Origin of the sequence: Flavobacterium panacis (assembly GCF_024649945.1) — a bacterium.
Taxonomy (GTDB): Bacteria; Bacteroidota; Bacteroidia; order Flavobacteriales; family Flavobacteriaceae; genus Flavobacterium; species Flavobacterium panacis.
The window spans coordinates 143,097-164,958 of the sequence record NZ_JANKMS010000001.1 but is presented as its reverse complement, the minus strand read 5'-3'; the positions used below and the strand labels follow the sequence as shown (position 1 = coordinate 164,958).

At 31.7% G+C, this 21,862-nt stretch carries 23 protein-coding genes; 17 read left to right on the top strand and 6 right to left on the bottom strand.

Features of this window, described 5'->3' with window-relative positions:
- The first annotated feature begins 24 nt into the window (after window positions 1-24).
- From ilvB to acs, 4 genes are all read left to right on the top strand, one after another.
- Window positions 25-1,713 carry a biosynthetic-type acetolactate synthase large subunit gene (gene ilvB / locus NQQ59_RS00845; protein ID WP_144212771.1) on the top strand — a complete coding sequence of 563 codons (1,689 nt, stop codon included), beginning with the start codon at window positions 25-27 and terminating at the stop codon, window positions 1,711-1,713.
- Between the two features lie 65 nt (window positions 1,714-1,778).
- Window positions 1,779-2,300: an acetolactate synthase small subunit gene (ilvN, locus tag NQQ59_RS00840; protein ID WP_144212769.1), complete on the top strand. Its 522-nt coding sequence runs from the start codon at window positions 1,779-1,781 to the stop codon at window positions 2,298-2,300.
- A gap of 60 nt (window positions 2,301-2,360) precedes the next feature.
- Window positions 2,361-3,830, top strand: a complete 1,470-nt coding sequence (gene ilvC / locus NQQ59_RS00835) for a ketol-acid reductoisomerase (protein ID WP_144212767.1) — start codon at window positions 2,361-2,363, stop codon at window positions 3,828-3,830.
- 493 nt (window positions 3,831-4,323) lie between these two features.
- Window positions 4,324-6,234: an acetate--CoA ligase gene (gene acs, locus NQQ59_RS00830; RefSeq protein WP_144212765.1), complete on the top strand. Its 1,911-nt coding sequence runs from the start codon at window positions 4,324-4,326 to the stop codon at window positions 6,232-6,234.
- A 99-nt stretch (window positions 6,235-6,333) separates the two neighbouring features.
- On the opposite strand, the gene NQQ59_RS00825 is transcribed toward acs, so the two are convergent.
- Both NQQ59_RS00825 and NQQ59_RS00820 read right to left on the bottom strand, forming a co-directional pair.
- A complete protein-coding gene (locus NQQ59_RS00825; protein WP_144212763.1) occupies window positions 6,334-6,930 on the bottom strand; it encodes a 3'-5' exonuclease in 597 nt (198 codons plus the stop codon).
- Window position 6,931: 1 nt separating this feature from the next.
- Entirely contained in the window at window positions 6,932-8,845 is a 1,914-nt protein-coding gene (locus tag NQQ59_RS00820) for a DUF294 nucleotidyltransferase-like domain-containing protein (protein WP_144212761.1), read from the bottom strand.
- A gap of 902 nt (window positions 8,846-9,747) precedes the next feature.
- On the opposite strand from NQQ59_RS00820, the gene NQQ59_RS00815 reads away from it, so the two are divergent.
- The 9 genes from NQQ59_RS00815 (at window position 9,748) to NQQ59_RS00775 (ending at window position 15,696) form a co-directional block, all read left to right on the top strand.
- Window positions 9,748-10,074 carry a hypothetical protein gene (locus NQQ59_RS00815; protein ID WP_257698037.1) on the top strand — a complete coding sequence of 109 codons (327 nt, stop codon included), beginning with the start codon at window positions 9,748-9,750 and terminating at the stop codon, window positions 10,072-10,074.
- A gap of 83 nt (window positions 10,075-10,157) precedes the next feature.
- On the top strand, window positions 10,158-11,351 hold the full coding sequence (locus tag NQQ59_RS00810) for a hypothetical protein (protein ID WP_257698036.1): 1,194 nt from the start codon (window positions 10,158-10,160) through the stop codon (window positions 11,349-11,351).
- Window positions 11,352-11,628: 277 nt separating this feature from the next.
- Window positions 11,629-12,348: a hypothetical protein gene (locus tag NQQ59_RS00805; protein WP_057117987.1), complete on the top strand. Its 720-nt coding sequence runs from the start codon at window positions 11,629-11,631 to the stop codon at window positions 12,346-12,348.
- A 3-nt stretch (window positions 12,349-12,351) separates the two neighbouring features.
- Window positions 12,352-12,828: a hypothetical protein gene (locus NQQ59_RS00800; RefSeq protein ID WP_057117986.1), complete on the top strand. Its 477-nt coding sequence runs from the start codon at window positions 12,352-12,354 to the stop codon at window positions 12,826-12,828.
- Between the two features lie 114 nt (window positions 12,829-12,942).
- Window positions 12,943-13,341, top strand: coding sequence for a hypothetical protein (locus tag NQQ59_RS00795; RefSeq protein WP_057117985.1), 399 nt, complete (start codon window positions 12,943-12,945; stop codon window positions 13,339-13,341).
- A 103-nt stretch (window positions 13,342-13,444) separates the two neighbouring features.
- Window positions 13,445-13,621 (top strand): hypothetical protein, encoded by a 177-nt coding sequence (locus NQQ59_RS00790; protein WP_257698035.1) that lies wholly within the window; start codon window positions 13,445-13,447, stop codon window positions 13,619-13,621.
- Window positions 13,614-14,159 (top strand): hypothetical protein, encoded by a 546-nt coding sequence (locus NQQ59_RS00785; RefSeq protein WP_057117984.1) that lies wholly within the window; start codon window positions 13,614-13,616, stop codon window positions 14,157-14,159. Before NQQ59_RS00790 ends, NQQ59_RS00785 begins: the two co-directional genes overlap by 8 nt.
- Window positions 14,160-14,316: 157 nt before the next feature.
- A complete protein-coding gene (locus NQQ59_RS00780; protein ID WP_057117983.1) occupies window positions 14,317-14,838 on the top strand; it encodes a hypothetical protein in 522 nt (173 codons plus the stop codon).
- A 6-nt stretch (window positions 14,839-14,844) separates the two neighbouring features.
- A complete protein-coding gene (locus NQQ59_RS00775) occupies window positions 14,845-15,696 on the top strand; it encodes a hypothetical protein (RefSeq protein ID WP_257698034.1) in 852 nt (283 codons plus the stop codon).
- Between the two features lie 244 nt (window positions 15,697-15,940).
- On the opposite strand, the gene NQQ59_RS00770 is transcribed toward NQQ59_RS00775, so the two are convergent.
- Window positions 15,941-16,141 carry a hypothetical protein gene (locus tag NQQ59_RS00770; RefSeq protein ID WP_257698033.1) on the bottom strand — a complete coding sequence of 67 codons (201 nt, stop codon included), beginning with the start codon at window positions 16,139-16,141 and terminating at the stop codon, window positions 15,941-15,943.
- 157 nt (window positions 16,142-16,298) lie between these two features.
- Between NQQ59_RS00770 and NQQ59_RS00765 the strand changes: the two genes are divergently transcribed.
- The 3 genes from NQQ59_RS00765 (at window position 16,299) to NQQ59_RS00755 (ending at window position 18,151) form a co-directional block, all read left to right on the top strand.
- A complete protein-coding gene (locus tag NQQ59_RS00765) occupies window positions 16,299-16,742 on the top strand; it encodes a hypothetical protein (protein ID WP_257698032.1) in 444 nt (147 codons plus the stop codon).
- Window positions 16,743-16,784: 42 nt separating this feature from the next.
- Window positions 16,785-17,051, top strand: a complete 267-nt coding sequence (locus NQQ59_RS00760; protein WP_257698031.1) for a hypothetical protein — start codon at window positions 16,785-16,787, stop codon at window positions 17,049-17,051.
- A 701-nt stretch (window positions 17,052-17,752) separates the two neighbouring features.
- The gene (locus tag NQQ59_RS00755) at window positions 17,753-18,151 is read left to right on the top strand and encodes a helix-turn-helix domain-containing protein (RefSeq protein WP_144219722.1); all 399 of its coding nucleotides are present in this window, start codon (window positions 17,753-17,755) and stop codon (window positions 18,149-18,151) included.
- Between the two features lie 10 nt (window positions 18,152-18,161).
- Here the strand turns inward: NQQ59_RS00755 and NQQ59_RS00750 are convergent, their stop codons facing one another.
- Together NQQ59_RS00750 and NQQ59_RS00745 are read right to left on the bottom strand one after the other, a co-directional pair.
- On the bottom strand, window positions 18,162-18,542 hold the full coding sequence (locus tag NQQ59_RS00750) for a hypothetical protein (protein ID WP_144212738.1): 381 nt from the start codon (window positions 18,540-18,542) through the stop codon (window positions 18,162-18,164).
- 85 nt (window positions 18,543-18,627) lie between these two features.
- The gene (locus NQQ59_RS00745) at window positions 18,628-19,044 is read right to left on the bottom strand and encodes a hypothetical protein (RefSeq protein ID WP_144212736.1); all 417 of its coding nucleotides are present in this window, start codon (window positions 19,042-19,044) and stop codon (window positions 18,628-18,630) included.
- Between the two features lie 146 nt (window positions 19,045-19,190).
- On the opposite strand from NQQ59_RS00745, the gene NQQ59_RS00740 reads away from it, so the two are divergent.
- Window positions 19,191-20,420 (top strand): multidrug effflux MFS transporter, encoded by a 1,230-nt coding sequence (locus tag NQQ59_RS00740; RefSeq protein ID WP_144212734.1) that lies wholly within the window; start codon window positions 19,191-19,193, stop codon window positions 20,418-20,420.
- A 121-nt stretch (window positions 20,421-20,541) separates the two neighbouring features.
- Here the strand turns inward: NQQ59_RS00740 and NQQ59_RS00735 are convergent, their stop codons facing one another.
- Window positions 20,542-21,807, bottom strand: coding sequence for an NAD(P)/FAD-dependent oxidoreductase (locus NQQ59_RS00735; protein WP_144212732.1), 1,266 nt, complete (start codon window positions 21,805-21,807; stop codon window positions 20,542-20,544).
- Between the last annotated feature and the right edge of the window lie 55 nt (window positions 21,808-21,862).

Genomic DNA, 21,862 nt, shown 5'->3' with positions numbered 1-21,862 from the left:
TTGATATTGAAAAAACAATATACTATGAGAATATCAGGGGCAGAAGCCGTTATAAGATGTTTATTAGCAGAAGGAGTAGACTTAATTTATGGTTATCCAGGTGGAGCAATCATGCCAGTTTACGATGAATTATACAAATTTCAAGATCAATTACACCACGTTTTAGTACGTCACGAACAAGGTGCAACACATGCAGCTCAAGGTTATGCGAGAGCTACAGGAAAAGTAGGGGTGGCAATTGCTACTTCTGGACCAGGAGCAACTAATTTAGTTACAGGAATCGCTGATGCTCAGATTGATTCAACTCCAATGGTTTGTATTACAGGACAAGTTGGAAGACATTTATTAGGTTCTGATGCATTTCAAGAAACTGATATTATCGGAATTTCAACTCCAGTTACAAAATGGAATTTTCAGGTAACAGAAGCTTCTCAAATTCCAGAAATTATTGCAAAAGCATTTTATATTGCTCGTTCTGGACGTCCAGGACCTGTATTGATTGATATTACTAAAAATGCTCAGTTTGACGAGTTTGATTTTAGTTATGAAAAATGTACTGGAATTAGAAGTTATGTTCCAGTTCCGAAATTGAATTTAGATAAAGTATCTGAAGCGGCAGCTTTGATTAATTCTGCGAAAAAACCTTTAATCGTTTTTGGACAAGGAATTATTTTAGGTCAAGCAGAAGCAGAATTCAAAGCAGTAATAGAAAAATCTGGAATTCCGTCTGCATGGACCATTTTAGGACTTTCAGCTTTACCGACAGATCACCCATTAAATGTAGGGATGTTAGGAATGCACGGAAATTATGCGCCTAATTTATTGACTAACGAATGTGATGTTTTAATTGCTTTCGGAATGCGTTTTGACGACCGTGTTACAGGAAACTTAAACACTTATGCAAAACAAGCAAAAGTTATTCATTTCGAAATTGATCCTGCAGAAATTGATAAAAACGTTAAGACTGAAATAGCTGTTTTAGGCGATGTTAAAGAATCTTTAGCGGCTTTATTACCGTTATTAGAGGCAAAATCTCACGATTTATGGCTTAACGAATTTAAAGCTCTAAGAGAAATTGAATTCAATTCAGTTATTAAAGAAGAATTAAATCCAACGAATGGTAAAGGAATTTCAATGGGAGAAACTGTTGAAATGATTAATAAACATTCAAAAGGTGATGCAATTATCGTAACAGATGTTGGACAGCACCAAATGTTTGCTTGCCGTTATGCAAAATTCAACTCAACTAAAAGTAATATTACTTCTGGAGGTTTAGGAACAATGGGATTTGCACTTCCAGCGGCAATTGGAGCAAAAATGGGAAAACCAGAACGCGAAGTTGTAGCGATTATTGGTGATGGTGGATTCCAAATGACAATTCAGGAATTGGGAACGATTTTCCAAACTCAGGTTCCTGTTAAGATTGTTATTTTAAATAATGAATTTTTAGGAATGGTACGTCAATGGCAGGAATTGTTCTTTGACAACCGTTATGCATCAACAAAAATGATCAATCCAAATTTTGTTGCCATTGCAGAAGGGTATCATATTAAATCTAAAAAAGTAACACAACGTGAAGATTTAGATGCAGCGGTAGCAGAAATGTTAGCTTCTAAAGATTCTTACTTCTTGGAAGTCATGGTGGAAAAGGAGAATAATGTATTCCCAATGATTCCAACCGGAGCTTGCGTTTCAGAAATTAGATTAAGCTAAAAAGAAGTTTCATGTTTCAGTCTCGATAGCTATCGGGATTGAAACAAATAAAACTAAAAAACAAAATGGAAGATAAAACATTTACCATATCGGTATACTCAGAAAATAATGTGGGATTGTTGAATAGAATATCTGGAATATTCTTAAAGCGTCACATTAACATATTAAGTCTAAATGTTTCTGAATCAGAAATAGAGAATGTTTCAAGATTTATCATTGTAGTAAATACTACAGAGAAATGGGTTCAGAATATTGTAGGACAAATTGAGAAACAAATTGAAGTTATAAAAGCATTTTATCACACAGATGAAGAAACGATTTTCTTAGAAAATGCTTTATTCAAAATCGCTTCAAGTTTGTTATTCGACGAAAAACAAATTCAGAATATCATCAAAGAAAGCCAGTCAACAATTGTAACAGTTTCTCGTGATTTCTTTGTGATTTCAAAATCAGGAAGACGTTCTGAAATTGAAGAATTATACGAAAAATTCAAACCATACGGAATTATGCAGTTTGTACGTTCTGGAAGAATTTCGGTTTCAAAACAAAAAATGGAGATTTCAGCTTTGTTAGAAACCTTTAAATAATAAAATCTTAGTTATATATATCAATTATTAAATTTCATTTCATTAAATATTAAAACAAAAATGGCAAATTATTTCAATACATTACCACTTAGATTACAATTAGAACAATTAGGAGTTTGCGAATTTATGGAGCAATCAGAATTTGCAGACGGAATTGCAGCATTAGCTGGAAAAAAAGTTGTAATTGTTGGTTGTGGAGCACAAGGTTTGAATCAAGGATTAAACATGAGAGATTCTGGTTTAGATATTTCTTATGCATTACGTGCAGATGCAATTGCTGAAAAGAGAGCTTCTTTCAAAAATGCTACTGAAAATGGTTTCAAAGTGGGAACTTACGAAGAATTGATTCCAACTGCAGACTTAGTTTGTAACCTTACACCAGACAAACAACATACAGCTGTGGTAACTGCTATTATGCCATTAATGAAACAAGGTTCTACTTTATCTTATTCTCACGGATTTAATATTGTAGAAGAAGGAATGCAAGTTCGTAAAGACATCACAGTAATTATGTGCGCTCCTAAATGTCCAGGATCTGAGGTTCGTGAAGAATACAAAAGAGGATTTGGAGTTCCAACTCTTATCGCTGTTCACCCAGAAAATGATCCAAACGGTTTTGGTTTAGATCAAGCAAAAGCTTACGCTGTAGCAACTGGAGGTCACAGAGCTGGAGTTTTAAGATCATCTTTCGTAGCTGAAGTAAAATCAGATTTAATGGGTGAGCAAACTATTCTTTGTGGTTTATTGCAGACTGGATCTATTTTATGTTTTGATAAAATGGTTGAAAAAGGAATCGATGCTGCTTATGCTTCAAAATTAATCCAATTTGGATGGGAAACTATTACTGAGGCTTTGAAACACGGTGGTATCACAAATATGATGGATCGTTTGAACAACCCTTCAAAAATCGAAGCTTACGAATTGGCTGAAGAATTGAAAGATATTATGCGTCCATTATTCCAAAAACACCAAGACGATATCATTTCTGGAGAATTCTCTAGCACTATGATGGCTGACTGGGCAAATGACGATGTTAACTTATTGAAATGGAGAGCTGCAACAGGAGAAACTAACTTCGAGAAAACAGCTCCACAAGAAGCTCCAATCTCAGAACAAGAATATTTTGATAATGGAGTATTAATGATTGCAATGGTTAAAGCTGGTGTTGAGTTAGCTTTCGAAACTATGACTGAAGCTGGAATTATCGAAGAATCAGCTTACTATGAGTCATTACACGAATTACCGTTAATTGCAAACACAATCGCTAGAAAGAAATTATTCGAAATGAACCGTGTAATTTCTGATACTGCTGAGTACGGATGTTATTTATTTGATCATGCATGTAAGCCTTTATTGACTGAATTCATGAAAAAAGTAGAAACTAATATCATCGGAAAACCATTTTCAACTTCAAATGCAGTTGATAATGCAGTATTGATCGCTGTAAATAGAGAAATCCGTCAACATCCTATCGAAGAAGTAGGAGCTTGGTTGAGAGAGTCTATGACAGCAATGAAAAAAATTGGATAATTAAGAAATTGGGAATTCCCGCAAAATTGGATTTTGCGGGTTTTGCACTGTATCAATGATTTGTAATATTTTGAATTAGTAAGCACTTATTAAAGATAATAGATATAGATGCATATTGCTCACTTAACTTTTCTGTGAGAACAAGTTAAGTGAAGCTGATCCCTAATAATGGGGTATATTTAATAAAATATACTTGTTGAAATTTCTGTTTTAATTAATAATGATGCTGCTATTTTCAAAATAGAGAAAAGTATTGTAAAGCAGTTTACAAGATTAATTGTTATTGAAATTTGTTAAATTAAAAAGGCATAATATTCTATTTTATTATGCCTTTTTTTCTTTTAATTTGTTTTAGAAAATAAAAAATTGAAACAAATGCAAATAATTATCATATTTTATTAACTAAATGCTTTTTTTTGATAAAATTTATGAATTAAATTGTTTTAAGAATACATTCAGATTTAATACATTTATAAAAAATTCCAGTTAACAGATGAGCTATTACAAAATTGAAAATTTAGAACAATATTTCAAGCATTACAATAAGTCAATAAGAGAGCCAAGAAAATTTTGGGGAAAAATAGCCGAAGAAAATTTCACATGGTACCAACAGTGGGAAAAAGTAGTTGATTTCAATATGGCTGAAGCCGAAGTAAAATGGTTTACAGAAGCTAAAGTCAATATTACCAAAAATTGTATCGATAGACACTTAAGCAAAAGAGGAGATAAAACGGCAATTATTTTTGAACCAAACGATCCTTCTGAAGAAGCTTTACATATAACGTATAACGAATTATACGAAAGAGTTTCAAAAATGGCAAACGTTCTTCGCGATCAAGGTGTTCGCAAAGGAGACAGAGTTTGTATTTATTTACCAATGATTCCAGAATTAGCTGTTGCTGTTTTAGCTTGTGCTAGAATTGGAGCAATTCACTCTGTTGTATTTGCTGGATTTTCTGCTTCTGCTGTAACTGCGAGAATCAACGATTGCGAATGTAAAATGGTAATTACTTCTGATGGTGGTTATAGAGGAAATAAAACAATTGACTTAAAAGGAATTGTTGATGAAGCCTTAGAAACTTGTCCATCTGTATCAAAAGTTTTAGTGGCTAAAAGAACTAATACTGAGGTAAAAATGAAAGAAGGTCGTGATGTTTGGTTACAGCCATTATTAGACGCTGCATTAGACAATAGTGTTGCTGAAATTATGGATGCTGAAGATCCTTTGTTTATTCTATATACTTCTGGATCAACTGGAAAACCAAAAGGTATGGTTCATACTACTGCTGGTTACATGGTTTACACAGCGTATACTTTTAAAAATGTTTTCAGTTATGAAGATAATGACATTTTCTGGTGTACAGCAGATATTGGATGGATTACAGGTCACTCTTATATTTTATATGGACCATTATTGAACGGAGCTACAACTGTAATTTTTGAAGGAGTTCCTTCTTATCCAGATTTTAGCCGTTTTTGGGAAATTATCGAAAAACATAAAATTACACAATTCTATACTGCGCCAACGGCAATCCGTTCGTTAGCAAAAGAAAGTTTAGATTATATTCAAAAATATCCTCTTAAATCACTTAAAGTTATTGGATCTGTTGGAGAACCAATCAACGAAGAAGCTTGGCACTGGTTCAATGACCACGTAGGAGATAAGAGATGTCCAGTTGTTGATACTTGGTGGCAGACAGAAACAGGTGGAATTATGATTTCTCCAATTTCTTTTGTTACGCCAACAAAACCTACCTATGCAACTTTGCCTTTACCAGGAATTCAGCCAGTTTTAATGGATGAAAAAAGAAATGAAATTGAAGGAAACCAAGTAGTTGGAAGTTTGTGTATTAAATTTCCTTGGCCTGGAATCGCTAGAACAATTTGGAACAATCACGATCGTTACAAAGAAACTTATTTCTCTGCTTTCCCTGGAAAATATTTTACAGGCGACGGAGCTTTAAGAGATGAAGTTGGATACTACAGAATTACAGGTAGAGTTGATGATGTTGTGATTGTTTCTGGACACAATTTAGGAACTGCGCCAATTGAAGATGCGATTAACGAACACCCGGCTGTAGCGGAATCTGCAATTGTTGGTTTCCCTCACGATATTAAAGGAAATGCTTTATACGGATTTGTTATTCTAAAAGAAACTGGTGAAGTTAGAGATAGAACTAACTTGACTAAAGAGATTAACCAATATATCGCAGATCACATTGGGCCAATTGCTAAATTAGATAAAATCCAGTTCGTTTCTGGTTTGCCTAAAACACGTTCAGGAAAAATTATGCGTAGAATTTTACGTAAAATAGCTGAAGGAGATTTTTCTAGTTTTGGAGATACTTCAACTTTACTAAATCCAGAAATTGTTGAAGAAATTATAAAAGAAAGAATTTCTTAATTAAGATATAGATAATAAAAAATGCCTCTTAAAATTTAAGAGGCATTTTTTTTTATAGAATATTGGAATTTGGTACTTTGAAATTGGAATTTCTAAAATTTATTTAATTCCTAATCTTGATTTCAATTTTAAAAATAAAAGACCGATTCTGTATGCGTCTTCAGAAGAAGAATTTCTGTCACTTTTTGGAATTTTATAAATTTCGCATAAATCATCTAACGAAAACTGTTTGTCATTTATATCGGTAAGTTTTCTGTACATTACATCAACATCTAAAGCTTCATTTTTAAGACGTCCACAATCCAAACGTTCCAAGGCGGCGTTTAGCATTTCGACATCAAAATTAATGTGATGTCCAACCAGAATAGAATTTCCGATAAAATTCACCAAAGCTTCCAATGCATCAGGTTCCGGCATTTTCATCATTTTGCTTTCGATGATAAATTCATTAGAAAGTCCGTTATCTTGTAGATACTTGTATTGCAATAAAACCGTTTCAAAACTTTCTTTGATCACGATGCTGTTGTCAATGACTGAAAATGCGCCAAGTGACAATATAACATCCTTATCCGGATTCAAACCAGATGTTTCAGTTGATAAAACAACAAATCTATTAGGTTTAGTTTCGAATTTAGTTAAATAGTCTTTCCAGAATTCTGGATAATCTTTATTGATATTTTTAAGCCAGTCTAGCATATTATGAGAATTGTGTCAATTGAAATTTACTCTTAATTAGTTCCTCAAGGTCTTTCATTGGGGCTAAAGCATTTTTTAATTTCTCTTTATCGGTTTTAGACATTTCTCTTAAATTAATATATTGACCAGAGTCGTCGTTTTTTAAACCTTCTACAGTTCTAAATTTAGAAAGTGTCAAGAAAGCTTCTGCACAGCTTAAATAAATTTCTGCATTTTTGGAATCTGTAATTGCTAACTGCTTAAATCTTAAATAAGTATTTTGAACACCTTTGATGTTTGCATTTAGGATTAATAAACGAGCACTGTCAATCAAAGGCATTAAAGCGCGAGTTTTTATATCGAATTTATCTTTATGCGGACCATCTTCTTCGACGATAAATTTCTTAAAGAAGCTTAATGGAGAATTTCTTTTTAAAGCATCATTTCCTAAGAAATCAAAAAATAGAGTATTGTTTACAGCATTCTTGAAAATTACATTTTCTATTGCTTCTTCAATTTTTGGTTCTCCAAAAACAATTTCATAATCAAAGAAAATACTGCTCAAATCGTTACTGTTTTCACCTGGAGTATTCATCCAGCTGTTGTATTGTTTTGTCCAGTCACTCAGTGATTTACACCACAACATATTGCTTCCCATGTGACCATTTGGACAATAGTCGTAGCCTACTTTTTCTAATATAGAAGTAGTTCTTTTTGCAAGTCTCAAGAAATAATCTTTTACTTCTCTGTATTTCTCAGGCGTAACATCTTCAAAAATTAAGATACTGTCCTGATCTGTAAGTAAAAGTTGTTCTTTACGCCCTTGACTTCCAATACTTAACCATGCAAAACGAGCAGGAGGGGAGCCTAAATCTAAAATAGAAAGCTCTACAGCACGTTTAATGATTGCTAAATTAATTTCACTAGCGATATTGCTAACGTGTGAAATCGGAATATTTTTTTGAATCGAATTCTGAATCAAATCTGATAAACGATCACGAATCTGTTTTAAATCTTTTGGAAGCTGTGAACGTTTAATTTCTTTAATTAATACACCAGGGTTACTGGCTTGAGCTACAATAAGATCATGCTCAGAAATAATTCCTTTTACTACAGATTTACTTGTGCCGTCTTTAGTAACGCATAAATGAGTTACATTATGTTTCAGCATAAGTAATTGCGCTTCAGCAAGCGAAACGTTTTCTAAAACTGTAACAACCGGTGACGACATGATTTTGTCAATGGTTTCGGTAATAGGGTAACGTCCTGTTGCAATTTTTGATGACAAATCGGCATTGGTAACAATACCAATCGGATGATTCTTTTCGCAGATTATGATATTGTCTACCATAGAATCTGTCATTAAAATAGCTACATCTTTTATAATGGAAGTTGCCTGTGTAGTTAAAGGCGAATTATTATAGTTAAGAGATTGAATATATTGCATTTCTGATTGCTGATCTAAGAAATCAGTATCAGAAATTAGTTTACCATTAGAACTAACGCTGTCTTTTGTATGACGTGAGTTTACAGCAAAACTTTCCAATAAAAAGTTTAAAACGTCTGAATTATTAGCCACAAAAGGTCTAAATACAGCGATTGGAATAGCATAAATAATACTTTCTTCACGTGCTTTAGCCGTCATCATATAGTTGTTTTTGGCAAAAAACGGGCGTAAACCAAAAATATCGCCTTCGTGACATTTGTTTATAATCGTTTCTTCAGCATCTGCTATAGTAGTCAGATTGATAACACCAGAAGCTACAACATAAAAACTATCATGAAGCGGATCGTTATTTTGAAATAATACCGCATGTTTTTCTAAATTAATGACACGAATATTCGTAGCAATATCTGATAATTCCTGAAAAGTTAAATTATCAAATGGTTTGTATTCTTTTAAAAAATCTGCAATATGTTCAGCAACTGTATTCATACGTGTGATAATTTATTTTTAAAGTATCGAATGTAAAAATAATAAAATAAAGTCTTACAATGAAAGTTCTTTGATAGAATCTAATTATTTTAAATAAATGTTAAAAGATAATGGCTATGGGACTTTAAAAAGTTTTTATATGACTAAAATTTGATAATTTCTGTTTTCAAAAAAATAATTTTTCATTTATGGCAAAATAAACAGTCAATTATCCGCAAGCTAATTTTGCGATATTTGAAAATTTTTTAAATAAAATCCATACAGGAGATTTATGATTGATTTGAAATCTAATATAATTGGATTCGTTTTGAAGTTTCATGCAATATATTAAGATTGAAATTTTGCCATATTTTAAAAAAAATAAAATTTAAAATCATACAGCGGATTTATACGAGGTTTGAATATTTCGTTTTTCAAAAATAAAATTGTCGTTTATTACAAGAATGGAGCTTTAGTAATTGTATAATTGAAAACAATCCGATGCAAAATAAAAAGTTCTATAATGTATGGTAGGCAGTTTTCTTAAATATTCTATTTTACATAATATAAATTATAGTTCATTTGTGGTATAACATATTAACAATTACCACATGGCCTTAAAACGATCTTCTTTAGAGAATTACACACTCTTACTTGTAGAATTAGCTAAAATGCGTCACACAAATTTCAATGCAAAAACATTCTTGAAAAAGATGCGCCCATTTTGCAAAACATCACACTTAAAGTTCCAAACATTATTTCTAAGAATCCGTGGTTCAAATATAGGAATTACAATTAGAGTTTGTACGGATTGCTTTATAGTAACTCAATCTTTTTGTGTTCACGAATTTATTTTTTATTGCAATTCTCAGAAAACGCTGATTTCAAAACTTCTTAAACATAATCTTCTAATACCTTAATATATGTCAACAATTTTACTTTTAATCCAAAAACGAGAAAATTTGCTTTTGGAATTAGCTGGATTAAATCATGATTTAAATGAATATTCAAAAAATCCTGTAGAGACTGTCGATTTACTTGGTTTAAAATATCAGCATGATTTTACGATTAGAGAAATTAAAAATATTGGTCAGCAGATAAATGTTTTTTTTAATTCTCAGATTTCAAATTATAAGCAGAAATTTTTTGAAGTTGAAAAGAAAATAACTGAAGCAATTTCAAAGAAAGAATTTACGATAAATGATTTACCAAAAAATCATTATTCACTTTGGCAGGATTCGGAAAATTAATTTTTTGCTACTCCCCTTTCGATTTTTCAATAGTTGCCGTAGGGTATAACGGCAACTAACTCACTCAAAACCTACTAAAAACAATGATTTCATATAAAGAAAGGCATCAAGCCCAAACTAAATTCAAAAACAATAATTTAAAACCTACTCTTATAAATATAGACTACTTAATTATCAATTTAGAGGGTCAACCGTTTGGAGAATTTCCTGAACATTCAAAGTTTCGCTTAAAACCTTACGAATATGGAACTAAGATTTTTGAGCTAAGAGCAGATTTATATTATGAGGATTTAAAAATCGGTATTTACACAGCAAGACCACGCTCAGCGATTATGAGCGAACAATTTGCTCAGCTTCAATTTGAAAACAATCTATTTTACACATTATCTAACGACGCTTTAAAAGGTGTCATAAATGCTTTTTGCGATGAAACGAACTACTTATTTAAGTCTATTAATAGACTGGATATATGCCTTGACAAGTCTGATATCAACAATTCTTACCGTAATTTATATAGTAATGTGGTTGCAGGTAACTACCTTATTTCGGGGCGTCCAAAAAATTTACAAAGCTATTTTGAAACCTACAAAGGGAAATCAATACTTAATGGCTTCCAAATTGGGAAAAGAACATCTGATAAAATAATACGATGCTATAACAAAACGCTGTCTTTACAGCTGACCGAAAAGCCATACATAAATGAATATTATGCAAATAATGGTTTGAAAAACGACAATGTTTGGCGTTTTGAATATCAGTTAAATTCAGCATTTTTTAGAGGTCTTAACGAACATTCAAAAGGAAATGTAAATATCAGTCAAGCAATGACTTGGGGTGTTTTTGATAAAGCAAATCTTTATGAGTTATTGAAAATCGCTAATAAAGGTTTTTTTGAACTTCGTGAGAATACTGGCAAAAGTCAAATCAATAAAGAAAAGCTTATTACTCTTTTTGATTTTGATTTTTTACAGTCCCAAATTACCAAATTCAATCCTGTAATCAATCGTTTAAAAAAGGTTGTTCTTTCTTCGACAACAATTAAAAAACGTCTTGCAAAATCTTTATTTAGAGAGTATTACGCAAACAATCAGGATATATCTTATATCGTCGCTCTAAATCTTTTACTTCAAGATATGGACATGACTACTGAAAACCAACTTATTGTTTGGTTTCAAAACAAATTACATTTCTATCTGCACGAATTTAGAACAAAGGAAAAAATAGTAAATGAGTTTGATTCTGAATTATTCCACGAACATCAACTTTTATTTTTATAAGCCATGAAAACACAGAATACAAGCCAAAAAGTAACTAAAACCCAGTTAATGCATATTCTTGAATTAAGTTATAAAACTGCTTGCAAAGAGTATCAAGTTATACTCGATTCCTTAGAATTAAAAAGGAGTTATTTAACTGTACAAGACCTAATTAAGTACGGCATATTATAGGGAAAATTAGGGAAAATTGTGGAATTATAGGGAATTTTAGGGAACGTCAAATAATAGTTGCAATAACCTTTGTGAAAGAAATTTAAACAAATAAAATTTATAACAAATGAAAATTGCAACTATTACAGGCGTTACAAAATCGCCAGAACTTCAAGTAACAAAAGCAATCGGTGCTTTAATTCTTTCAAGTGATGTGCCGTTATCAGGTTTAACTACTGAAAAAATTAGTATTTACATTGAACGTGGAAACGGCTCGAATGTCATTTTAGCAAATAAAGTTTTGCTTAAAGATTTCATTTTAGCAAGTACCTATGGAACTGAAAATACACAGTCCGATGAAGATAATGCTTTGATTGCATTATGTGAATTAGCAGACGAAGGTTCAATTTATCTTGCAGATAAAGAGAGTATTAAAATTACTCTTGAAGATTTAATTGCAGGTAAACGCTACGATTTACACGGAATCGAAGAGCCACAGCAAACAAACAATTTATTCTTTTTTGAACAAAAATCTGTTGCTTCTGAGGAGTTCAACAAAAAAATTGATGTTCAGGGATTTGATTTGGCTGTCATGACTGTTGACGATTCAGTAAGTGATTTGTCTTACCAGTATTCAAACGGTCAGGTAGTTAAATACCTTCCTTTTGAATTGCAAACATTAAGCCGTGATATTGACCCTATTCAAGCTGTTCTTGCAGATGGGAAAGTTTTACAAGGCTTAACGGATAGATTAACCTTGCCTTTAGTGGCTGTGGTTGGTATTGAAATCAATAAGTCGCAAGGCTCAATTATTAATTTCGTCGTAAGATGTTTAAAAACTGTGTAAGCTATGGGATTTTTCAAAAAAATTGGAACAGCGATTAAGAAAAACGTTTCGTTCAAAAATTTGGTAAAGGTCGCTACTCCTATTATGGGTGCTATTCCTTTCGTTGGTGGAACTGTTCAAAACATTTCGCAGAATTTGCAAGATGCTCACGAAGCAAAAAAAGCGAATAAGCAGGCTGAGGAAGAATACAATAAACAGATGGCTTTAAATACGGCAAGTCAAGCGGTTGGTGCTGTAGCGAATGCAGGTTCTCAGATTTTTGCAAAAGCCGTAACAACTGGGATTAATGACGGTTTAAGTACTGGTTTTGTTCAGGGTTCTGGTCAGGTTGGTGCTACTGTCGTAAGTTCAACTATTAAGGTTTGGTTTCAAAGAAACTGGAAAATTGTTTTAGGTGCTGTCGCTGGTCTTATTGCATTGATTTGGTTTTTAAGACGTGACCGCAATAATTCAGGAAGAAGAGTTGCTAGAAAAAGATAGCAAGCCGAAAAATTACTATCGAATCTATCTTATTGTATTTCTGATAGATTCGGCAGTAATCATAGTAAAAAAACTGGCTGAAATCATATTATTAATTAAACACATTATAAAGTAATGGCACAAAATAGAAAAAATTCTAATAATCAGAATTACAACAATAATAACAATAACCAACAAAAGGTAAAGCATTCAGGTGCAAAGTACACTACTTACATGCCTGTTACTGGTCCGAATAAAGGTGTTGAACAGCATTTAACAACAGGTTGGAGATTGTCTAAAGGAGAATTGATTGCAATTAAATGTGTAACTACAAATAAATCAAATCTTTCTGAAAAAGGTTGGTTTGGTTCTGTAGCATGCACTTTTACAAACACTAAAACTGGTGTTCAATCATTTCACTGGGGTACAATGCAGAAAAATGGCGGTAAAGTCGTAATTGACAGTATGGCATTTGTAATTAATCCACGTGCGAAAAACGGAGGTTATGCAGGTACATTTATTCGTTCGAACTAATGTTTAGGTTCATATTAAAGTTCCTCCCTCTTATACTTCATGAGGGGGTCGATTTACTCAAAGAGCATTTAGAAAAAAGAAAACAATTAAAACAAAATAAGTCATGAAAAATTTGAAAGGAATTGTTTCGATAATTGGTATTATCGTAAAATATGGTGCGGTTGTAACCGCTATTTTAAAAGGTATTCAGGTTGTATCGGATGAATTAAGCAAGCTAGATTTTGGAAAAGATGAACCGCAAACACCTGCCAAACCTTTAACTATCGAAGAAAATGAGTAGTTATTTAGGTAGAAAAGAATTAACACGAGGTATTCGAAATAATAATCCGGGTAACTTGGTTTTGACAAATATAGCATGGCAGGGAAAAATACCAAATGCTCAAAATACAGACAAACATTTTGAACAGTTTACAGAAGTAAAATACGGTATTCGTGCTATGTTGCGAGATTTGACAAATGATATTGATAAAGGTAAAAATACCGTAAGAAAGCTTATAACTGAATATGCTCCGCCATTCGAAAATGATACCCAAAAGTATATTGAGGTTATCTCAAAAGCTGTCGGTTTAGACCCTGACCAAACAATTAAAATCGTAGATGCAAAATTTTACTTAGTGATTGCACGTGCAATTATTAAACATGAATGCGCACCCGATCACAATTTGATTTACGATTCAGACATTCAAGATGCCATTGACATTATGGGAGATTACAATCTTGCAAGCGTTACCGTAACGGCTAAGAAGAAATTCAAGTTCAATTATTTGATTATTCCCGTGCTACTTTTTTTTTATACTGTTTACAGCGTTACAGTCTAAACAAACGCCCAAAACGATAAAATTATTAATTCAAAAATTTAAACAAGATGTTAGATAAAATCAAACTTTTTTACGCAAACAATAAAACTATTGCAAATGTTGTATTAGTTGCTTTAGCAGGATTCTTAGCTTATAAATTATTTAAGAAGAAATAATTATGGCTCAAAGAGAGATAATTAATAGAACAAAGAGCCAAGCCAATACTGTTTGGCTCTTTGATTTTCTGCAAAAATACTGGCTTTTAGTTGTTGGTATCATTGTGTGTTATCCATTATTGAAAAAATGGTATGCTAAATTCACGCAAGATGCTGAGGAAAAAGCTTTGGAAGATGCGGAAAAGGATTTAAGAATTGCAGTTTCGAACCCAATGACAAAGGAAATTGAATTGAACAAAATTACACCTCGTAAAGAAGTTCATGATATAGCAGAATCTTTGGCGGTTTGGTTAGGAACAAATAAGCAAACGAAAGATTCTCCTTGGTACACTTGGATAACTGAGCCAATGTCTAATTTCGAAAATGAGAGAGAGACTATTAACGAGTTATTGAAAGTGAAGCAAGTTACAACTGTTCCTTTAGTAATCGGCTGTTATTATGTCATTACACGCCGTGATTTAAAGGCTGATTTAAAAAAATATTTATCAACCTCGGACTTAAAAAAAGTTCCTTTATTCAATTAAAACGACATGAATTATATACAATATATTGATGATACATACGCAGTTAAAGTAAAGGAAATTCCGTATTATGATGAACAGGGTTACGCTGTAAAAGATATTCAAACACCATTTTTCATATTGTCGCTTTTCATCGACAATAAACGTGTGAATGGCGTTTATTTTAATAACTATGATAGTTTGGCTATGCTATCAGTTATTAATGATTTAGGTAACGTCGATTTAAATGTTATTCCTGAAAATCATTTTGCTACTGCTTTTACAGAAATATTCCTTGGAGTTCCTTACTCTGCAGGTTCGAGTATTCAAATTTCAAATTTTAGTGATTTTCAAAAGAAGCCATTAAGATATTTAAAAGAGTATAAATTACCTCAATTTCGTTTAGATGGTAGATTTTCTCAGGGGTCAGGTTATGCTTATGATGCTAGAGTTTATTCTTTGCTAAAACTTGGTACAATTCAATCTGATAATAAATTCTATACAGCCTTTTATGATACTTATAGAAATGGTACTCATATTGATAACTTAGAATTTCAGGGAGATAATCCAAATTATATTAGAAATGGCTATGATTTAGTTACGTCTTTTCCAGTTCAGAACAATGGTAGTATTGTTCAGTTTGGAGATTTTTATGTAAAAATGACTACAACTAATCCTTACCCGTATGGTCTTAGCATTTTTATATTTACAGATATAAGAACTAATGAATTTTGGTCTTATGTGAATTATATTGAAGCAGGTACGAGTATTATTAAAAAAGGAGAATTTGATATTTCGACGTTTGTTTGTGTAAACGGAGGTTTTAAGATTAAGAATCTTCTTTATGGAATAGAGTTGCAAATCAGCAATATTTATGGCTAATACTACTCCAACGCCATACAGCTGTACAATCTTTAATAAGGATAAAAGTATAAGACCTATAAAAATTGAGTTTTGTAAATCAATATTTTACTTGCATAATTGGTGTAAAAATGTCGGATTTGATTATCACTACATTAATATTTACAATCGAAAAACGGGTAATTATATCGCTCGACAATACTGTAATGATTATATAATAGATAAGCCTTTGTATTAATTTACAAAGGCTTTTGTTTTTTAATTATTACTCTCCTAAAAGTGCTTTTTTTATTGAATCGAAATTTTGAAGAGTAGTAAAATTTATTCCGCTTTTAAGTGATATAACACAGCTATCTACGTCGTAGCCATCTACAATACTTTTAAAATGATAAAATGCGCTTATTTCATCTTTTTTAATAAAACATGGTAAGCCAGTGTTAAGTAATGTAACTTCAATAGTATTCATTTTTTTATTTTTAAGGTTATCCAACGAATGTAGGAAAAATATTTTTTTTTAAGGTATAATTATTTATTCTTTTATAGCAATTGACAAAGTGAAATTAAAATTATTGGCACTATATTTGAAAATCTTTAGTAATTATAAACTCACAAAACAAAACCACATGAAAAAAATTACTTTATTGCTTTTTATATTACTTTCAATCCCAGTTTTTGCTCAGGATTCAGATATGAAAATTTATTTAGAAAAAAAGGAAACCATTAGCTTAGAACAATATGATTTGATTAAAAAAGTAAATCTGTTTTATCCTGACATTCTTATATCAAAGGAAGCTAAAGCAAGTTATAAGAATAATTTAAAAGTCAATGAATTTCTTTCTGCCGAGTTGATTTATGATAATAGCAATAAGTTTAAGCTGTATAATGTTACAGTAATGGATAAAAGATATTTGACGTATACATTTTTATCAAATGACGATGTATTAACTTACGGGGAAGTTAGAATTTTTGATGGTAAAACAATTAGAACTTTATATCGTTTGTCTGGTGCAAATTCTTTAATGCAATATTTTATAGATGGTAAATTAATTAACGAAGTAAAAGGGTAATAAAATATTTTAGTACCTATCATTAATCTTAAAATTGATAATATGACTTATGAAGAAGCTTTAAAAGCAAAAAAAGATTTAGGAGAAATAACAACTATTGACGGTGTAGAACATTATCTTTATGTTGTTCCACATGATGAGGCGGAATATGAGCGTTGGAAGCATGACTATGTAAATAATGAAACTTTAGTACAATTTACAGATGAACGGGCAAAAGGTTATTACCAAAATCCTGAAACTGCTCAATATAAAGTATACGGCTTCTTCAAAGAAGGATTTCTCTTATCTGAAAAGGAATTAATTCCGTAATAATATAAATAAATAAGCCCCAATAAAACGGGGTTTTTTTATGTCCTTATTTTTTTTATACCTTTACTTTTCTACAAAATAGGGGTTAAAAATGCTGTTAATAAAGTTGTTAACATCTTCTTGGACATACTGCAAATCATACTATAAATTATAGTTCATTTTTATATGCATTGAGAAATGTAGCATATCCGTTAGCAAACGGCTAATTGTCTTTCTACTGTATCTAATGTTGTTCTTCGTATTTCTTCTATTTGATGTAATAAATTTATTTTTTCGAAATAGCCCATTTGTGACGATTTACTATAATTTGAATTTTAAAAAAAACTGATGATCGAACTTCTCAAATTTTTCATATTTGGGAAATAAATTTATATTTTCTCAAATATTGAATTCTTGACCAATTTATATTTGCCACAAAAAACATCAAATTTACACTGCGTCAAATTTCTCATATTTCAGAAATATTTTTTCAGACTTTCAAATATTAGATTTTTAACTGGTGTATTTACAGGAAATATTACTGTTTCAAATTTCGGTTATTTTGAGAATAAATTTATTTTTTTTTCAAATACACGAAATTTAGCAAACTGAAATAATCTATTTTATCTTCATTAAAGTATAATTTAGAAACATCATTTATCAGTTTGTCATAGTTATTATAACTAAAAATCCTATGTTTGACTTTTACGATAGAAATCATTATGACAGAGAAAAAAATACATCAAGGTAGAAATATCAAGCGTTTTCGTGAAATGTTAGGCATCAAACAAGAAGCGCTTGCCTTTGAATTAGGTGAAGATTGGAATCAGAAGAAAATTTCTCTTTTGGAACAAAAGGAATTGATTGAAAATAATATTTTAGATCAAGTCGCTAAAATTCTTAAAGTTCCTGTTGAAGCTATCGAGAATTTTGATGAAGATTCGGCAATTAATATCATATCTAATACTTTCAATAATCACGATCATTCATCACCTCAATTTGCTAACGCTATTTATAATTCACCGAACATCAATCCTCTTGATAAAATGGTTGAGCTTTACGAGCGTATGCTTCAACAGCAAAAGGAAATGATTGAGAAATTAGAGAAGTTGATTAAATAAAGAAATGGTATTAGTACAATTTATTCAAAATGATTTCGCTGGGAACTAAATCTGCTCCGCCACGTTTTGTAAATTGTAAAACTCCTTCATTGGTCATTAATACTGCGCTTGATGACAATCCGTTTTTATCTTTTAGTTTGATTTGCGCTTTATCGCCATGTGGATAAACATGTCCGGAAACATCTAAAACTCCAGAATTTAATTCTTTTTTAGTTTCGCTTGTAATTTCTGCAGTTCCAACAATTGCATAATTAGATTGTGCTATGGTAATCGTAAAAATATATTCCTTTTTGCAATTCTTGCAATTCTCGTTGCTCCAAGTTCCTGAGAAACTATTTTGTGAAAATGATTTTAGAGAGATCAAAAATGCTATAAAAAGAAATTTTTTCATCGTAAACGGTTTTATTAAAATTAGAATCAAATATAAACCAAAAAAGCATCACAATATTGCGATGCTTTTTTTATGCTGAACAAAATTATAGTTTTTTCAAGAAAACAGATTTTCCGTTTAATGAAACGTCAATTTGATTTGTTTTTTCATTAAAAGTCGTTCTTAATGCGTTTCCGTTAAATATGGTAACATCACCATATACATGACCGGCTTCAGTTGATACATAATCAAATACCACTTTTTTATTGCCAGGTTCGATTCCTAATTTATAACTTGAGAATTTTGTTCCTCTCAAATCGAACTCCTGTTGTGAATCGATGACATTTCCGTCAGCATAAAAATTGGTAACAGATTTGCTTAATGTGATGTCTGGATAATATTGGTTTACTTTTTTTAAGAGTTCGTATTGTGCAACACTGGCCTCTTCTTGTTTAGATGTAATAGTTTGAGCGAATGAAATTGATGAGAATAAAACGGCTAATAGTAAAAGGTACTTTTTCATAATTTTTCTAATTTAAAGATTAATAAATAGTTACGCCAAGTAACGCTGGCAAATACTTTAATTTATTGTTATAAACTTCATTAAGTTATACTACAAGGTATGAAATCTTTACCTTTGCAAAAAATTAAAAGCCGTTTTTTAAGAAAATGACAACAAAAAAATATATTAAACTGATCCTTATCTTGGGATCTTTAACCGCCCTTGGTCCTTTTTCAATTGATATGTATCTGCCTGGTTTCTCAGGAATTGCAAAAGATTTAAATACAACTGTAGCAAAAGTTTCTATGAGTTTATCCAGTTATTTCATCGGAATCTCAGCTGGACAGTTACTTTACGGGCCTTTATTAGATCGTTTTGGTCGAAAAAAACCTTTATTTATTGGTTTACTTGTTTATATTTTAGCTTCTTTAGGATGTATTTACGTTGCTGATATTGATAGTTTTATATTACTTCGTTTTGTTCAGGCAATTGGAAGTTGTGCTGCAACTGTAGCTTCTGTAGCTATGGTTCGTGATTTATTTCCTGTGAAAGATATTCCTAAAGTTTTTTCGCTTCTTATGCTTGTTGTTGGGCTTTCGCCAATGCTGGCGCCTACAATTGGTGGTTATGTAACAGAAGATCTTGGTTGGCACGCTGTATTCTTTATCTTAATGTGTATGGGAATCGTAATTTTGGCTGCTTCGCAAATTGGACTTCCAGATACTTATAAACCAGATGCTTCAATTTCATTAAAACCAAAACCGATTATAACGAATTTTATTTCTGTTTTAAAAGAACCTCAATTTTATACTTATGCTTTTACGGGAGCAATCGCGTTTTCTGGATTGTTTTCTTATGTAGCAGCATCTCCTATTGTCTTTATGGATATTTACCACGTTGATGCTAAAACGTACGGTTGGATTTTTGCTTTAATGTCAGTAAGTTTTATTGGTTCTAGTCAGTTGAATTCTATGTTGTTGAAGAGATTTTCTAGTGAACAAATGATTTTTGGAGCTTTGATTTCGCAATCGATTATTAGTATTATCTTTTTGATTTTAGCTTTGAATGATCTTTTAGGATTGTGTCAGACTATCGGAATGTTGTTTTTGTTTTTAGCTTGTTTAGGAATCTCAAATCCAAATACTGCTGGTCTTACTCTTGCTCCATTTGCCAAAAATACTGGAAGTGCATCTGCTTTAATGGGCGCTATTCAGTTAGGATTAGGCGCTTTGGCATCTTTTGCAGTTGGTGTTTTTGTAAAAGATTCAGTAGGTCCGATGGTGGCCATTATGACAACTACAACAATTACTGCATTCGTGATTTTAAATATCGGTAAACGATTTATAAAAAACAAAGTAACAATCTCAGATTCTGATGATATTATGATTGGGCACTAAAATTTAATAGAAATTACAATTTTTTAAAATTCCAAATTCCAATGGATTATGAAATAGAAAAAGCCAAAATCATTTTGATTTTGGCTTTTTATTGGAATTTAAATATTGAAATTTAACCCCACTAGCTTTGTATCTTTTTATCAGGTCTAATGATCATTCTAAGAGACTGATCTTTTGCAAAATAAGCGACCATCCAGTTCCAGAACGTGTTTAATCGGTTTCTGTATGTGATTAATGAAATCAAGTGGATAAACAACCAGATAATCCAAGCAAAGAAACCTTTAAAGTGCCATTTTGGACTTGGTAAATCTACCACTGCTTTTGCTCTTCCGATGATTGCCATCGAACCTTTGTCTTTGTAAGCAAAAGGTTTAAGAGGTTTATTCTCAACCATTGCTTTAAAGTTCTTAGCTAGATTTAATCCTTGTTGAATAGCAACCTGAGCAACTTGTGGATGTCCGTCAGGGAATTTTGCATCACCAGAAGTTATGGCAGTATCTCCAATAGCGTAAATATTATCGACAGCATTTACCTTGTTATAAGCATCTGTTGCCATACGTCTGCCTCGTCCATAACTTTCTTTTGGAATTCCTTCAAATATTTTAGCAGAAACTCCAGCAGCCCAAATTAAGTTTTTGGTTTTGATTGTTTCTCCGTTTTCAAATACGACAGTATCATCAATGTAATCGACAACTTTGGTATTTAATTTTACCACAACACCTAATTTCGTCAGCGCTTCTAATGTGTCTTTTTGAGAGTCTTTACTCATTGGAGCCAATAAGGCATCACCTCCATCGACTAAATAAACGTTACTTGCAGATGTGTCTAGTTCAGGATATTCTTTTAAAAGAATACTTTTTCGCATTTCGGCAAACATTCCAGAAACCTCTACTCCTGTCGGCCCCCCTCCTGCTACAACAATTGTAAGTAATTTACGTCTTTTACGCATATCTTTACAAATAGCAGCTTTCTCAAGGTTTTTAAGCAATGTATTACGCATTACGATGGCATCATTTAAGGTTTTCATCGGAATGGCATTTTTCATTACGTTTTCCATACCAAAATAGCTCGTTTCTGCTCCAGTTGCAAAAACAAGGTGGTCGTACTCTAATTCTCCATTGCTTAAAGTAATTTTCTTTTCAGCAGGAGAAACAGATAATAATTCACCTAAACGAAATTGCAGGTTTTTTTTACCAGCAAAAAACTTTCTAAATGGATAACTAATGCTCGATGGCTCCAAAAAAGCCGTAGCAACTTGATATATAAGTGGTGGGAAAAAGTTATAATTATTTTTGTCTACAAGTGTTACTTGTATTTGAGGCTGATTTACAAGCTCTTTTGCTAGATTTAGTCCCGCAAATCCGCCTCCAATAATGACTATTTTCATATATGTTGTAATTAATAGGATTATAGAATAATTCCTTATAAAAGTACAACTTTAA